General features: G+C 35.0%; 11 protein-coding genes, 2 tRNA genes and 1 pseudogene. 9 read left to right on the top strand and 5 right to left on the bottom strand.

What is annotated here, in order from left to right:
• The first annotated feature begins 47 nt into the window (after nucleotides 1-47).
• Nucleotides 48-1,946, top strand: a complete 1,899-nt coding sequence (locus EG814_RS17265) for an amidophosphoribosyltransferase (protein WP_125723144.1) — start codon at nucleotides 48-50, stop codon at nucleotides 1,944-1,946.
• 847 nt (nucleotides 1,947-2,793) lie between these two features.
• Here EG814_RS17265 and EG814_RS17270 read toward each other — a convergent pair.
• The 4 genes from EG814_RS17270 to EG814_RS17285 form a co-directional block, all read right to left on the bottom strand.
• Entirely contained in the window at nucleotides 2,794-3,405 is a 612-nt protein-coding gene (locus tag EG814_RS17270; RefSeq protein ID WP_095930681.1) for a superoxide dismutase, read from the bottom strand.
• A gap of 139 nt (nucleotides 3,406-3,544) precedes the next feature.
• On the bottom strand, nucleotides 3,545-4,174 hold the full coding sequence (pth, locus tag EG814_RS17275) for an aminoacyl-tRNA hydrolase (RefSeq protein WP_125723145.1): 630 nt from the start codon (nucleotides 4,172-4,174) through the stop codon (nucleotides 3,545-3,547).
• Between the two features lie 352 nt (nucleotides 4,175-4,526).
• Nucleotides 4,527-5,138 (bottom strand): 50S ribosomal protein L25/general stress protein Ctc, encoded by a 612-nt coding sequence (locus EG814_RS17280; RefSeq protein ID WP_125723146.1) that lies wholly within the window; start codon nucleotides 5,136-5,138, stop codon nucleotides 4,527-4,529.
• 73 nt (nucleotides 5,139-5,211) lie between these two features.
• On the bottom strand, nucleotides 5,212-6,153 hold the full coding sequence (locus tag EG814_RS17285) for a ribose-phosphate pyrophosphokinase (RefSeq protein ID WP_111378835.1): 942 nt from the start codon (nucleotides 6,151-6,153) through the stop codon (nucleotides 5,212-5,214).
• A 285-nt stretch (nucleotides 6,154-6,438) separates the two neighbouring features.
• On the opposite strand from EG814_RS17285, the gene EG814_RS17290 reads away from it, so the two are divergent.
• Nucleotides 6,439-6,518, top strand: a tRNA-Leu gene (locus tag EG814_RS17290).
• 134 nt (nucleotides 6,519-6,652) lie between these two features.
• Here the strand turns inward: EG814_RS17290 and EG814_RS17295 are convergent.
• Nucleotides 6,653-6,841 (bottom strand): hypothetical protein, encoded by a 189-nt coding sequence (locus tag EG814_RS17295; RefSeq protein ID WP_125723147.1) that lies wholly within the window; start codon nucleotides 6,839-6,841, stop codon nucleotides 6,653-6,655.
• Nucleotides 6,842-6,852: 11 nt separating this feature from the next.
• Here EG814_RS17295 and EG814_RS17300 point away from each other — a divergent pair.
• The 7 genes and pseudogenes from EG814_RS17300 to EG814_RS17330 all read left to right on the top strand — a co-directional run.
• A tRNA-Asp gene (locus EG814_RS17300) sits at nucleotides 6,853-6,926 on the top strand.
• A 68-nt stretch (nucleotides 6,927-6,994) separates the two neighbouring features.
• Complete coding sequence (locus EG814_RS17305; protein WP_125723148.1) at nucleotides 6,995-7,240, top strand: GIY-YIG nuclease family protein; 246 nt, start codon at nucleotides 6,995-6,997, stop codon at nucleotides 7,238-7,240.
• Between the two features lie 750 nt (nucleotides 7,241-7,990).
• On the top strand, nucleotides 7,991-8,815 hold the full coding sequence (locus EG814_RS17310) for a helix-turn-helix transcriptional regulator (RefSeq protein ID WP_125723149.1): 825 nt from the start codon (nucleotides 7,991-7,993) through the stop codon (nucleotides 8,813-8,815).
• 371 nt (nucleotides 8,816-9,186) lie between these two features.
• Complete coding sequence (locus EG814_RS17315) at nucleotides 9,187-10,542, top strand: TolC family protein (protein WP_125723150.1); 1,356 nt, start codon at nucleotides 9,187-9,189, stop codon at nucleotides 10,540-10,542.
• A gap of 226 nt (nucleotides 10,543-10,768) precedes the next feature.
• Nucleotides 10,769-11,821: an HlyD family secretion protein gene (locus tag EG814_RS17320; protein ID WP_125723151.1), complete on the top strand. Its 1,053-nt coding sequence runs from the start codon at nucleotides 10,769-10,771 to the stop codon at nucleotides 11,819-11,821.
• A gap of 1 nt (nucleotide 11,822) precedes the next feature.
• Complete coding sequence (locus EG814_RS17325; protein WP_125723152.1) at nucleotides 11,823-13,406, top strand: efflux MFS transporter permease; 1,584 nt, start codon at nucleotides 11,823-11,825, stop codon at nucleotides 13,404-13,406.
• A 387-nt stretch (nucleotides 13,407-13,793) separates the two neighbouring features.
• Nucleotides 13,794-14,321, top strand: a pseudogene (locus tag EG814_RS17330) (HAD family hydrolase); the annotation flags it as partial.
• Nucleotides 14,322-14,506: the final 185 nt, after the last annotated feature.

Genomic DNA, 14,506 nt, shown 5'->3' on the forward strand with positions numbered 1-14,506 from the left:
ATTACGTTAATACACACAACTTACAACAACACACAAAAAACAAAACAATGAGCGACGCTTTAAAACACGAATGTGGGATAGCCTTAGTTAGACTACTGAAACCGCTTGAATATTATAAAGAAAAATACGGAACTGCTTTTTACGGAATCCAGAAGATGTATTTAATGATGGAAAAACAGCACAACCGCGGACAAGATGGAGCTGGTTTTGCAAGCATAAAATTTGATGTTGATCCAGGACAGCGCTACATTAGTAGAGTTCGTTCTAATCACGCACAGCCAATTCAGGACGTATTTAAACAAATTAATGAGCGTATCAGCGAGGAGTTAAAAGCAAATCCGGAATTGGGAGACGATATGAAAGAACTGAAAGCAAATATTCCTTATGTAGGAGAATTGTTTTTGGGTCACGTTCGTTACGGAACTTTCGGAAAAAACAGTATCGAAAGTGTTCACCCATTTTTACGTCAAAGTAACTGGATGCACCGTAACTTGATTTTGGCAGGAAACTTTAATATGACGAATGTTAAAGAACTTTTCGAAAATCTAGTTGAATTAGGTCAGCACCCAAAAGAAATGGCTGATACGGTTACGGTAATGGAAAAAATTGGGCACTTTTTAGATAAAGAAGTAATGCAGTTGTACCAAGACTGTAAAGCGGAAGGTTATTCTAAAAGAGATGCTTCGCCAGTAATTGCAGAACGTTTGGATATTGCTAAAATTTTAGCACGTTCGGCTAAAAACTTAGATGGCGGTTATGCTATGGCTGGTTTATTAGGTCACGGTGATGCTTTTGTTTTTAGAGATCCAGCAGGAATACGTCCAGCTTACTTTTATCAAGATGATGAAGTCGTTGTAGTAGCTTCTGAAAGACCTGTTATACAAACTGTATTCAATGTACCTTTTGAAAGCGTTCAGGAAATTGATCCAGGAAACGCTTTGATTATCAAGAAAAATGGTAAAGTAACCATGAACCAGATCTTGGAACCAACCGTTAAGAAAGCTTGTTCTTTTGAAAGAATCTATTTCTCAAGAGGTAGTGATGCAGAGATTTACCAAGAGCGTAAAGATTTAGGTAAATTGATTTTGCCAGCTGTTCTTAAAGCAATTGATAGCGATACAGACAATACTGTTTTTTCATACATTCCAAATACAGCCGAAACTTCATTTTATGGTTTAGTAGAAGCTGCTCAGGATTTCTTAAACCAGAGAAAAAACAATTATATTCTGGAAAACAGAAATACACTTACAACAGAAACGCTTCAGGAGCTTTTATCTGTAAAAATACGTACAGAAAAAGTAGCCATTAAAGATGCTAAGCTTAGAACTTTTATTACCGAAGACAGTAGTCGTGATGATTTAGTAGCTCACGTTTACGATGTTACTTATGGCGTAATTAAGCCAGAAGATAACTTAGTAATAATTGACGACAGTATTGTGCGTGGTACTACATTGAAAATGAGTATCATTAAAATGATGGATCGTTTAAATCCAAAACGTATTGTTATCGTGTCTTCTGCACCGCAAATTCGTTATCCAGACTGTTACGGTATCGATATGGCAAAGCTAGAAGGCTTAGTTGCCTTTAGAGCAGCGCTTGAATTATTAAAAGAAAGAAATCTATATCATATTGTAGATGAAGTTTATGCTAAATGCAAAGCACAAGAAAATTTCCTTGATAAAGATGTTGTGAATTATGTAACAGCTATTTACGATCAATTTACAGATGAAGAGATTTCAGATAAAATTGCAGAAATGCTAAGCTCACCAGAAATTAACGCCGAAGTAAAAATTATCTTCCAAAAAGTAGATGATTTACATAAAGCATGTCCTAAAAATTTAGGCGACTGGTATTTTACCGGAGACTACCCAACTCCTGGTGGAAATAGAGTTGTAAATCGTGCATTTATGAATTTTTATGAAGGAAAAGACGCGCGAGCTTATTAATAAAATACTAATAAAAGGTTAAATTGTGCATTTCATCGGTTTTTTTTGCCGTTCATCCTGTTTGTTTGGTAAAGATGAAATGCTGCTATACTTTTGAGATACCATAACATTAGTAGGTTAAGTTTATGGTAGATTTGGGGCAAAAAGGGTGGAAGAAATTCCACCTTTTTTATTGGAATAAACTCAAACTATTTATAAACAGCCAATTATATCTCTTAATCGGATTTACTTACCTTTTATCTAAAAATTTTCTTTCGCAAAAATAACTGCCTTAAATTTACTATACCATAACATTAGTAGGTTAGTTTATGGTAGATTTGGGGCAAAAAAGGTGGAAGAAATTCTGCCTTTTTTATTTTTAAAAAGTAATATATTGATAATTAGGTTATTAAGTAGATTTTGTCGACTATAATTGCCTTTCGTCTAAAAAATTTTCATTATAAAAATGTCTTTTCTACATTTACTGAACCATAACATTAGTAGGTTAGTTTATGGTAGATTTGGGGCAAAAAAGGCGGAAGAAATTTCGCCTTTTTTATTATAATAAACTTTGGATTTTTAAAAAGAATCAACAAAGGTTTTTAATCGGATATTGTTGCCTTTTACCTGAAAAGTTTCATTAAAAAAAATATCTGCTCTATCTTTACAAGACCATTAACATTAGTAGGTTAAGTTTATGGTAGATTTGGGGCAAAAAAGGTGGAAGAAATTCCACCTTTTTTATTTTATTTTTTTTGAGAGAATAGATATAAGAAAATAGAGCAAAGACTTAAGCTTAAAACTATAAATAAAAAAAGACGAACAGCTTTCGCCATTCGTCTATCTTCATTTTCTTTACTCTATTTTCTTATTTGTCTAAAGCAAATCTTCTAGCAACTTCTGTCCAGTTAATTACGCTAAAGAAAGCTTCAATATAATCTGGTCTTCTGTTTTGGTAGTTTAAGTAGTAAGCGTGTTCCCAAACGTCCATTCCTAAGATTGGAGTTCCGCCGTTACCAGCAACTTCTGGCATTAATGGGTTGTCTTGATTTGGAGTACCAACAACTTCTAATTTTCCGCCTTTTTGCACTGTTAACCAAGCCCATCCTGAACCGAATTGTGTAGCTCCAGCTTTAGCAAATTTCGCTTTAAATTCTTCGAAAGATCCAAAAGAAGCTTCAATTGCAGCTAATAAATCTCCAGTAGGTAATCCTCCTCCGTTTGGAGACATTACAGTCCAGAATAAGTTGTGGTTGTAAAAACCTCCACCATTGTTACGAACTGCAGCGTTAGATTTGTCTAAATTGATTAAGATATTTTCGATTGTTTTTCCTTCTAAATCTGTTCCAGCGATCGCTGCATTAAGATTTGTAGTGTATGCATTGTGGTGCTTTGTATGATGGATTTCCATTGTACGCGCATCAATATGTGGTTCTAATGCATCGTATGCATAAGGTAATTGTGGTAATTCAAAAGCCATGGTAAAATGATTTTTATGGTTTATAATAATTTATTCCAAATTTAAACATTTAACTTTGGAATTGAAAATACTATTTCGTTATAATTGAATTTAATTAACTGATAATTTACATTTTTATCACATAAATAGCTGAAAATCTTTATTTTCCATTAAAAGTGGTCATTGTATTTTCTAAACCTGCTGTTCCAAAAGTTCTAATTATTTCTGCAGAAATTTCATAGCGCTCTGGCAGTTGAGCTTCTTCTTCAGCAGTCCATTCTCCTAAAACATAATCTACCTGCTGACCTTTTTTAAATTGGTCGCTAATGCCAAATCTATAACGGGTATAATTTTGTGTGTTTAAAACAAGATTAATGTTTTTTAAGCCGTTATGACCGCCGTCGCTCCCTTTTGGTTTGATTCTGATGGTTCCAAAAGAAAGATTCAAATCGTCTGTAATCACTAATATATTTTCTAGCGGAATATTTTCTTTGTCCATCCAGTACTTTACGGCTTTTCCGCTTAAATTCATGTACGTATTTGGTTTTAAAAGAAAAAAAGTTCTTCCTTTAAATTTATATTCAGCCAACGAACCTAATTTCACAGTTTCAAAAGATAGACTTTCTTTTTTGGCTAAAAAATCAAGTATTTTAAATCCGATGTTATGTCTGGTGTTTACGTATTCGGCTCCAATGTTTCCTAATCCTACAATTAAATATTTTTTCATATTATCTTCTATGTTCTCTTCTTTTGGTGTTGATGAAAACAGTTTTGTTATCCATTTTATCATTTGTCAAAAATAAGGTTAATTAGGGAATTAGGAAATGTGTTAATTAGATAATTTGTTTTTGACCGTAATCCCGATAGCTATCGGGAGCTAGGGTTTATGTAAAGTACGCAAAGTTTTCAAGATATTTATTCTCGTTTTTGCCTACATTTTGTCAGGCTGAGCAAAGTCTAAGCCCACACAAGTAGCTGCATAATCTAATGATTTTACTTTGCACGAGCTTCGACTTCGCTCAGCCTGACAAGAATTTGACACAAGACTTTTAAATCTTAGCTCCTCAAAACCTTTGTCTCTTTGTGCCTCAAAAAAAAAGCCCCAATCGTAAGATTGAGGCTTTTTGTATAGTTTGAAAAAATTATTTTTTCTTTCCTTTTGCAGGAGCTTTTGCAGCTTTTGCAGCTTCTTGAGCAGCTTTCATAGCAGCACGAGAGATTCTTACTTGAGCAACAACTGTGTTGTCTGGGTGCATAATTTTGTACTCTGGTTTTCCAACTTTAGTAACATATAATTTGTTACCCATTTCAAGTGGAGTAATGTCAGCCTCAACAAAGTCAGGAAGATTTGCTGGTAAAGCTTTAACTTTTAATTTACGTTGGTTTAAACGTAAAACACCTCCCGCAAGAACACCTTTAGATGTACCAACGATTTTTACAGGAACTTCCATAGTGATTTCTTTATCATCAAATAATTGGAAGAAGTCAATGTGTAAAATTTTGTCAGATACTGGGTGAACTTGGATATCTTGCAAAATTGCGTTGAATGATTTTCCTTTTCCAAGTTCGATCACAACTGTGTGAGCGTTTGGAGTGTAAACCAAGTTTTTGAATGCAGTAACGTCTGCTGAGAAATGTACTGCTTGGTTTCCTCCGTATAAAACGCAAGGTACCTGTCCAGCATTACGTAAGGCTTTAGTTGACACTTTACCCACGCTTTCTCTTTCTGATCCTTTAATTGTAATCGATTTCATTGTAAAAAAATATAGTTATTAAATAAATATTCTAATTCTGTTTGTAGTGAGATTGCTTCGTTCCTCGCAACGACTACATTATAAATTTTCCACTGATGGAATTGTTGTGGTGAACCATTTGCATTACCTCAGCAAATAAAGGTGCACAGCTTACCACTTTTATTTTCTTAGATTCCTTCTTTAACGGAATCGAATCTGTTACGATTAATTCTGTTAATTTAGAATTTTCGATTTTTTCGTAAGCACCGCCAGATAAAATAGCGTGTGTACAAATTGCTCTAACGCTTAGTGCTCCTTTTTCGATCATTAGGTCTGCAGCTTTCGCTAAAGTTCCACCTGTATCGATCATGTCGTCTACTAAGATCACGTTGCGTCCTTTTACTTCACCAATAAGTTCCATAGTGTCGATAACGTTGGCTGCTTTTCTTTGTTTGTAACAGATTACTACATCTGATTCTAAAAACTTAGAGTAAGCATATGCTCTTTTTGAACCTCCCATATCTGGAGATGCAATTGTCAGATTTTCTAAATTTAAACTTTCTACGTATGGTAAAAAGATTGTAGATGCAAATAAATGATCTACTGGTTTTTCAAAGAATCCTTGAATTTGGTCTGCATGCAGATCCATTGTCATGATTCTTGTTGCTCCTGCAGCTGTTAATAGGTTTGCTACTAACTTTGCTCCAATCGGAACTCTTGGTTTGTCTTTTCTATCTTGTCTTGCCCAACCAAAATAAGGCATAACAGCTGTAATATGTCTTGCCGATGCACGTTTTGCTGCATCAATCATTAACAACAATTCCATCAGATTATCTGCACTTGGAAAAGTTGAGCATACGATAAAAACTCGTAATCCTCTAATTGATTCTTCGTAAGATGGCTGAAATTCTCCATCACTATACGTTGACATCGTTACTTTTCCTAACGGAATCCCGTAGTCTTTTGCAATTTTTTCTGCAAGATAAACACTTTGTGAACAAGCAAAAATTTTAGCTTCTGGTTCTAGGTGCGACATTATATGTGTTGTTTTATTCCGCTACATTTAATAGAATTTTACTCTATCATTTCTGCAAAGCTCGATACGCTTAAATGTCTCGGATGTAGTTAGTTGTGTGTGCTTCGTTTTAACGAGCTGCAAATTTATAAAATTAATCGAACACTGAAAGTAAAATTTTGAGATTTTTTATTAGAATTTTTAATTTTATTTTTTACATTTGCACCGTGTTAAAGGAATGGGCACAGAAATGAACTCATTCTATTGCGTTAAAATAATCACTTTGATTGTTTTTTCGTCTGCTAAGCCCGGATGGCGGAATTGGTAGACGCGCTGGTCTCAAACACCTGTGGGAAACCGTGCCGGTTCGACTCCGGCTCCGGGTACAAAACCTCTTCTTAACCGAAGAGGTTTTTTTGTTTAAATCATATATGTTATTAAACAAAAAATAAATTCCATTTTAAACTCAATTAGATTTACCGCAAAGAGAAATAAGATTTACGTCAAAGTTCGGAAAGTTTTATATGGCTTTGCGAACCTTTGTGTTTTTAACTTTGCGTTTAAATAATTTTGAAAAGAAAGGGAATTCTTCTTTTTTGATAAAAACTTCAATTTTTAAAATATTGGAATTTAACCAATTAAAAATTTCTTCATTTTTATTCGTAAAAACGCTTGCAGAAATGAAATTCTGTTGTATTTTTGCACCCACAATACAAGCAGGGTTTGGTAGTTCAGTTGGTTAGAATACATGCCTGTCACGCATGGGGTCGCGGGTTCGAGTCCCGTCCAGACCGCTTAGTTTTTTAAAAATGCCTTTCGAAAGAAAGGCATTTTTTTTTGTTTATACTTAAAGCTTACTATTATGTTTTACGTTTATATTATTTATTCAAAAACTTTTGATGTCTACTATAAAGGCTTTAGTGAAAATGTAGATCAAAGATTGATATATCATAATGAAAATAGAAGTAAATATACGGCTAATAAAGGACCTTGGGAATTAGTTTATTTAAAAGGTTTTGAAACTAAAAGAGAAGCTTTAATTGAAGAATTACGGTTGAAAAAATTGAATCGTAAATCAATTGAAGCTCTGATTCAAGACAGAAAATAAGTTGGTTAGAATACATCCCTGTCATCTCGTCTAGTGACGAGACGGGTTCGAGTCCCGTCCAGACCGCTTAAATTTAGAAAGTCTTTCCTTAAAGGGAGAGACTTTTTTTTTTGGATTTAACCGCAATGAAAAATTTCACATAGAATTTCAGAACATAGCCCAAGGTTTCAACCTTGGGTACGCAATCAATATCACATTACGGAATCACAATACGTTTCCCAAGGTTGAGACCTTTGGCTATGGTTTTTTCGTAAAAGTTTTTTTAATCTCGTAAAGTTGCTAGATACAAAGTTTTTTACTCTCGCAGATTTTGCAGATCTTTAGATTATTTCTTTCCTATTAAAAATTAAATCAGCTTAATTGGCCAAATCTGTGAGACAAACAAAATCCTTTCTTTTTGGATTTAACCGCAATGAAAAATTTCACATAGAATTTCAGAACATAGCCCAAGGTTTCAACCTTGGGTACGCAATCAATATCACATTACGGAATCACAATACGTTTCCCAAGGTTAAAACCTTGGGCTATGGTTTTTCTCTAAAAGGATTCGGAGAATCTCCGTTCGAAATGTCAAAAATCCTCTGCGTTATCTGCTAAAATCTTTTTAAATCTGCGTGAAACAAAAAAACCTTTTTAATCCATATAATCTGTGGCTAAAAAAACTTTGCGTCTTAGCGACTTTGCGAGCATATTTCAACGCCTAATAAAGAATTTTAGCGAACTTTGCGTAAACCTTAGCGGTTAAAAACTATGGAACAATCACCCTTTAAAGTAGACAAATATTACATCAAGAGAGTAGATGCTGACCCAAAAAGCATTTATTGTCATCATGATATAATGGGTGAATTGTTAGTTCCAACTCATAAACACGAAAAAGCACAAATGCTTTATGCCGAAGGCGACGTAGTTTTTGTGACAACCGAATCAAAATCTTATTTTTTACCTGCAAGACATTTTATATGGATTCCCGCTGGATTAGAACACAGCATTGAACCAAAGTCAGAACATGTGATGATGCGGAATCTTTATTTTCCGGTTGAAGAAAATGAAGATGAATTTTATAAAAATGAAGGCATTTATCCCGTAAATAATCTTTTGCTTCAAATGATGCTTTTTACCAATCGTTGGAATGGCGATCTCGAAGAAGGAACTCCCAATTTTAGCATCGCAAAAGCCATAAAAGCGATTTTGCCGCAAATCTGTCCAACGAATCTTCCGTTAGAATTGCCACAGCCAAAAGACAAGCGTTTAGGTAAAATTCTGCGTTATGTGGAGAATAATTTGGGAGAAACTATTCTCTTTTCGAATGTCGCGCATGAGTTTGGCTATAGTGAAAGGTCGTTGTCAAGATTATTCCAGAAAGATCTCGGGATGTCTTTTATTCAATATTATACCATTAGAAGAATTTTAAGAGCGATCGAATTGCTGTTAGAAAGAAAACTTTCGGTAAAAGAAGTAGCCGAAGAAGTTGGTTACAACAGTGTTCCTACATTCAGTAATACCTTTTTTAAAATTCTCGGCCAAAGACCTTCTGATTACTTAAATGGGGAGGAAATTTTGGAGCAAACTAAATAGTTATCTCACGCAGAATTTTTGGTTTCACGCAGATTTAAAAAGATTAAAGCAGATTTAATTTTGATTTTTCTGTGTTGGAATGTATAATTTTTCTCCCGCAGATTTTGGAGATTGAGCAGATAAATATTATAAAAAATCTGCCAGATCTGCTTAAATCCATTTAAATCTGCGTGAAACCTTTTTTAGCTAAACCATTGAAAATCTGTTTGAAACAAAATGATTCTAATTTTTTGTACCTCAATATTTTAATATAACGTTTTCGGAAAAAGAAATTTTAACGTTTGGCCGAAATGAATATGTTCTTGGCTTTTAATAATTATCAGTCAACGAAAAAATGAAGGAACTTTGCAGCATCAAATAGTTAAATATTCATGTTCCTTAAAACAACAAATTCTAAAGAAGATTGTTTTCTCAAAAGCTTATTGATATTTTTAATTGCATTCGCATTCAATAGTTTACAAGCTCAGGAGGTTCATTCGGTTTCTTTACAAGAAGCGATGAAACTGGCTAAAGAAAACAACAAAAAAGTCCTAAGATCTCAATTGGACATTACGCTCTCAGAGCAAAACATCAAAGAAAGAAAAGAACTCCGACTTCCAGATGTCGAACTAAACGGAGAATATTCCAGAATTACCAACATTACCGAATTTAAAGGAAATGGTTTCCTTAACGGAAAAACAGTGACCAAAGCTATTCCTGAAATCTACGAGGTAAATTCGACTTTTAAAATGCCAATTTATGTTGGAAATAAAATCAACAACGCGATTAAAATTGCGAATGATGAAAACGAAATTGCCAAAATAAAATCGGAAAAAACAGAGAATGATATCGAACTTCAGGTTGTAGCCAACTATCTCGCGATTTATAAAATGATGGAACTTCAGAAGATTTTTGAAGAAAACATCAAAGAAGAAAAAAGCCGATTGAAAGAAGTACAATCGATGCAGAAACATGGTACAGTGACCAAAAATGAAGTCATTCGTGCCGAATTGCAACTCTCAGATCGTGAATTGAATGCGTTGACAAACTCCAAAAACATTAAAATCGCACTTCACGATCTGAAGACGTTGATTCAGCTTCCGGAAAACGAAGAAATCGCAATAGATACGACTTCTGGTTTGGATGAAATGAACGGTTTAGTTCCGTATGATTTTTATCTGAATAAAGCCATGCAGAACGAAGAAATGCGCATTTCAAGCCAGGAATTGAAAATCAGTAAAACCGAATTGGAATTGGTAAAAGGAAATTATCTGCCAAGCGTAAACTTCTTTGGTAATTACGGATTTTATTATCCAAACTACAAATTCTTTCCGCCAAATCCGTATTTGTACACTTTAGGTCAAGTAGGAATCGAGGCACGTTTTGATCTTTCGGCTTTGTATAAAAACAGAACGAAAGTAGCACAGGCGAATACCAAAATCGAATGGCAGAAAATGCAGACCGAAATTGTAAAAGACGAAATTCAGGATCAGCTTTTTAAAGATCATACACAATATCAGGAAATCCTCGAAAAGTTTGTGGTGGTTGACAAAGCGTTGGACTTAGCAGAAGAAAATTACAGAATTGTAAAGCTGAAATACTTAAACCAATTGGTTTTAATAACCGAAATGGTAGATGCTGATAATGCTTTACTTCAAGCGAAATACAACAAAATCTCAACCCGATTGGATGCAGTTTTAAAACATTACGAACTGCTGCATACGGCGGGAATGCTTTCGCAGAGTTAGGTTCTGGGTTAGATGTTAGATGCGAAAAGTTAGAAGAAAATAGAAAATAGAAAATAGAATAAAGAATATAGATTTTTAGTTCCAGAGGAACGATCCGTATTGTAGCGCCGTCCCGAGGCTTCGGGATTAATCCGGTGTAGAAAAGAATATAGATTTTTCAGTTCTGGAGGAACGATTCATATTGTAGCGCCAGATTCTGGGGTGGAAATTAAAAGATATAAAGTTTATGGTTAAGATAAAAAATGAAACTAGAAGAAATAGAACGTTTCATATCATAATAACAATTATTGCGTGTACGCTGGTTATAAGCGGGGTTATTTTAGGGATTTGGTTTTATGTTTTTAACCGAAATCATGAAGAAACCAATGACGCTCAGGTGGAGCAATACGTTACGCCGATTATGTCGAGAATTACGGGTTATGTACAGGAAGTTCGTTTTAACGAAAATCAGTTTGTGCATAAAGGTGATACTTTGGTGGTGATTGATAACAGGGAATATCAATCGAAATTAAATGTGGCTTTGGCTGATGTTCAAAACGCGAAACAATATAGCGTTGTAGCTCAGAAAAATGCCATTAATACGGCGAGTGCAACGGCGATAAACGAATCGCAGTTAGAAGCGGCAAAATCGAATCTTTGGAAAACCAAATTAGAATACGAAAGATATCAGGCTTTGGTAAAAGAAGAAGCGGCGACTTCGCAACAATTAGAAAAAGTAAAAGCTGATTATGAAACGGCTCAGGCACATTTTCGGGAAATGAAAAACAGAATTCATTCTTCTGCTTTAAGCACTTCTGTTGCCGAAGCGAATGTTCCAACAACGCAGACGAATATCGCTTCAAAACAAGCTGTTGTTGATAATGCGTCATTATTTCTTTCGTACACGATTATCACGGCGCCTTATGACGGCTGGGTTGGAAAACGAACTTTACAACCAGGACAAATGGTAAAAGAAGGACAGTCTTTACTTTCTATTGTGAGTAAAGAAAAATGGATTACCGCCAATTTTAAAGAAACGCAATTGCAATATTTAACCGTTGGTCAGGAAGTTGAAATTAAAGCTGATGCTGTAAATGATAAAACATTTATCGGAACAATTGCTTCGTTGTCGCCTGCAAGTGGTGCGAGATTTTCTTTGCTTCCGCCAGATAATGCGACAGGAAATTTCGTGAAAATTGAACAGCGAATTCCGGTTCGAATTCAGTTAAAAGACAACGACAAACAAACCGATTTTTTAAGAGCAGGAATGAACATTACAGTTGTTGCTGCACACAAATAAAATGGAAGATAAAAGTATATTTAAATCGTGGGTTCCGAGATGGGCGATCATAATTATATTGTTCGTCTGTCTGCTGCATTCTATGATTTTGTTGGGAGTTTACAGTTCAAATGTAACGTACGCGGCGAGTTTTCTGGATATTGAGCCAGAAGATTTGCAATTCGCGATGTGCGTTACCTACGGAACTTTACTCGCTACAATTTTAATAGAAGGCCGATTTTCGAGTTTTTTTCCTGCCAAAAATTACCTGATGGCCGTGTATTCCCTTATCGGAATTACGATTGTTTCCTCGGCGTATATTACCAATTTTTCGGTTTTTTTATTGATGAGAGTTGCCGAAGGAATTCTGATGGCGCTTCCTGTAATCACCATTAGACAATTGCTTATTGAACAGTTCAATACTAAAAATGCGATTATCATTGGTTTTACATTTTATTATGGCGCATTGCTCTTATCAACGCCGTTTATTATGAATATCGCTGTTTGGTTCCTCGATCATTACGACTGGAAATACATGTTGTATGTTTCGGGTGGACTTCAGGTTTTAAACGTCTTTTTAATCTTAGTTACTTTTAGAGGGCACCGAATTACAAAGAAAATCCCTTTGTATCAAATCGATTGGATGAGTTATTTTTTGGTTTTAATTTCGATTCTTTGCGGTGCCTACTTTTTTGTTTATGCCGAAAAAAAATACTGGCTTCAATCTTCAGAAATGGTTTTAATGCTGATGTTTTCGCTCATTACAGGCGGATTATTCATTTTTAAAGAACGTTTGGTAAAACGACCAAGTTTCGATTTTGAAGTGATAAAATATGCCAATCTTCGAATCGGATTTCTATTGTTTTTCCTTTTCTACATCAGCCGTGCCACATTGAGTTTGTGTCACGGAGCGATGTATTCAATTTGGAATTGGGATCCGTCGCGTGTCGCGGGCGTGCAATACATTAACGGATTAGGAAACGTAATCGGATTGATTCTGGCTGCTTTTTTCCTGATGAAATCTGTTTCGACCAAAATTATTTTTCTGATTGGTTTTACGCTTATTGCGATATTTCATTTTTGGTTTACGTTTCTTTTTGTGCCCGATGTGGCATTGAGCGATATTATTGTTCCCTATATTTTGCAAGGAATCGGTGTTGGGTTTTTATTTGTTCCGCTCATCTTATTTACCACATCATCGGTTCCGGCAAATATGGCGGTTTCTGCTGGAATTGTCGGGGTTTCTGGACGTTTTTGGGGAAGCACAATTGGTTTTTGTGTGATGCAGAACGCAGTAGTTTTTCTCAATAAAAAACATTTTCTAAAACTAAGCCAATTCGTAACAGGAGAAAATCCCGAAGCACAGCAAAATATCGCTGCTACAACGCAGAGTTTTATCGCTAAAGGATATTCCGCAGACAATGCCAATGTTCTAGCGATGAAAAAGATCTTCGGAACCATGAGCAAACAATCGACTTTATTGGCCGATATGGAGATTTATACTATTGTAGGTTATGGTTTGGTGGTTTTGATTATTCTAATTGCTTTGAATCAGCATTTGAGGCAGACGATTACTTTGGTGAAAAGCAAAATTTGGATAGGCTAAAAGGTAAATTCCAATTTTCTAAAATTCCAAATTCCAAAGCAGGGATGGAGTTAGTATCGCAAAGTTTTTTTTGCCACAGATTATTAAGATTAAAAGGATTTTTTTCACGCAGATTTAAGCAGATTAGAGCAGATTTAATTTGGATTTTTTATAAAATAATCTGCCCGATCTGCTTAAATCCTTTTTTAAATCTGCGTGAAATAAAAAAACTTTACGTCCTTCGACTTCGCTCAGGATGACAAAAAATTAGAACAAAACTTTGCGCCTCTGCGCCTTTGCGAGATTAAAAAAACTATCTGCGTATCTCTGCGAAAAACCTTTGTGAATCTCTGCGTAATAAACGCTTTATTGCCTTATCTTGCACCCGTTTAAAAACAGAATAAAATTATGAGCCAAAAATGTGTAATATTTGATATGGACGGCGTAATCTGCCACACCAATCCGCATCATGTCGTAGCTTTCGAAGAGTTTTTCAATAAATATAAAATTCCGTACACCAATGAAGAATTTGAGGAGCATATGTACGGAAAACACAATAGTTATATCATGACACATTTCTTCAAACGTCCAATTGAAGGAGAAGAACTTCTAAAACTCGAAGACGAAAAAGAAGGAATGTTCCGTGAGATTTATAAAGACAAAGTCGAAACGATTCCGCATTACATGACGTTTCTGGAAGAATTAAAATCCCGCGGATTCAAAACGGCGGTTGCTACATCGGCGCCACGTGCCAATCTCGATTTGATTGCTAATTTCTTGAAACTCGACCAAAAAATGGATTCGATGATGTCTAGCGAAGACGTTACTTTTCATAAACCAAATCCAGAAGTGTATTTAAAATCGGCAGAACGCGTTGGCGTTTCACCGTCTGATTGTGTGGTTTTTGAAGATTCTTTTTCGGGTGTTACAGCAGGATTAAATGCAGGAATGAAAGTCGTTGGCGTTTTGAGTACGCATACTAAAGAAGAACTTCCGCCGTGTGATTTTTATATTAATGATTATAGTGAAGTGAATGTGGAAAAGATTATTGAAATATTAAATTCCAAATCTTAAAATCCCAAATTCCAAATTATACGAGAAGCCTTTGTCAAAGTTTTAAA

Source organism: Flavobacterium ustbae (assembly GCF_003946915.1).
Lineage (GTDB): Bacteria > Bacteroidota > Bacteroidia > Flavobacteriales > Flavobacteriaceae > Flavobacterium > Flavobacterium ustbae.

Excerpts from the sequence above, each read along its gene's own strand:
- EG814_RS17265 (WP_125723144.1), top strand. The coding sequence starts at position 48 with ATGAGCGACGCTTTAAAACACGAATGTGGGATAGCCTTAGTTAGACTA.
- EG814_RS17270 (WP_095930681.1), bottom strand. The coding sequence starts at position 3,405 with ATGGCTTTTGAATTACCACAATTACCTTATGCATACGATGCATTAGAA.
- pth (WP_125723145.1), bottom strand. The coding sequence starts at position 4,174 with ATGATAAAATGGATAACAAAACTGTTTTCATCAACACCAAAAGAAGAG.
- EG814_RS17280 (WP_125723146.1), bottom strand. The coding sequence starts at position 5,138 with ATGAAATCGATTACAATTAAAGGATCAGAAAGAGAAAGCGTGGGTAAA.
- EG814_RS17285 (WP_111378835.1), bottom strand. The coding sequence starts at position 6,153 with ATGTCGCACCTAGAACCAGAAGCTAAAATTTTTGCTTGTTCACAAAGT.
- EG814_RS17305 (WP_125723148.1), top strand. The coding sequence starts at position 6,995 with ATGTTTTACGTTTATATTATTTATTCAAAAACTTTTGATGTCTACTAT.
- EG814_RS17310 (WP_125723149.1), top strand. The coding sequence starts at position 7,991 with ATGGAACAATCACCCTTTAAAGTAGACAAATATTACATCAAGAGAGTA.
- EG814_RS17315 (WP_125723150.1), top strand. The coding sequence starts at position 9,187 with ATGTTCCTTAAAACAACAAATTCTAAAGAAGATTGTTTTCTCAAAAGC.
- EG814_RS17320 (WP_125723151.1), top strand. The coding sequence starts at position 10,769 with ATGGTTAAGATAAAAAATGAAACTAGAAGAAATAGAACGTTTCATATC.
- EG814_RS17325 (WP_125723152.1), top strand. The coding sequence starts at position 11,823 with ATGGAAGATAAAAGTATATTTAAATCGTGGGTTCCGAGATGGGCGATC.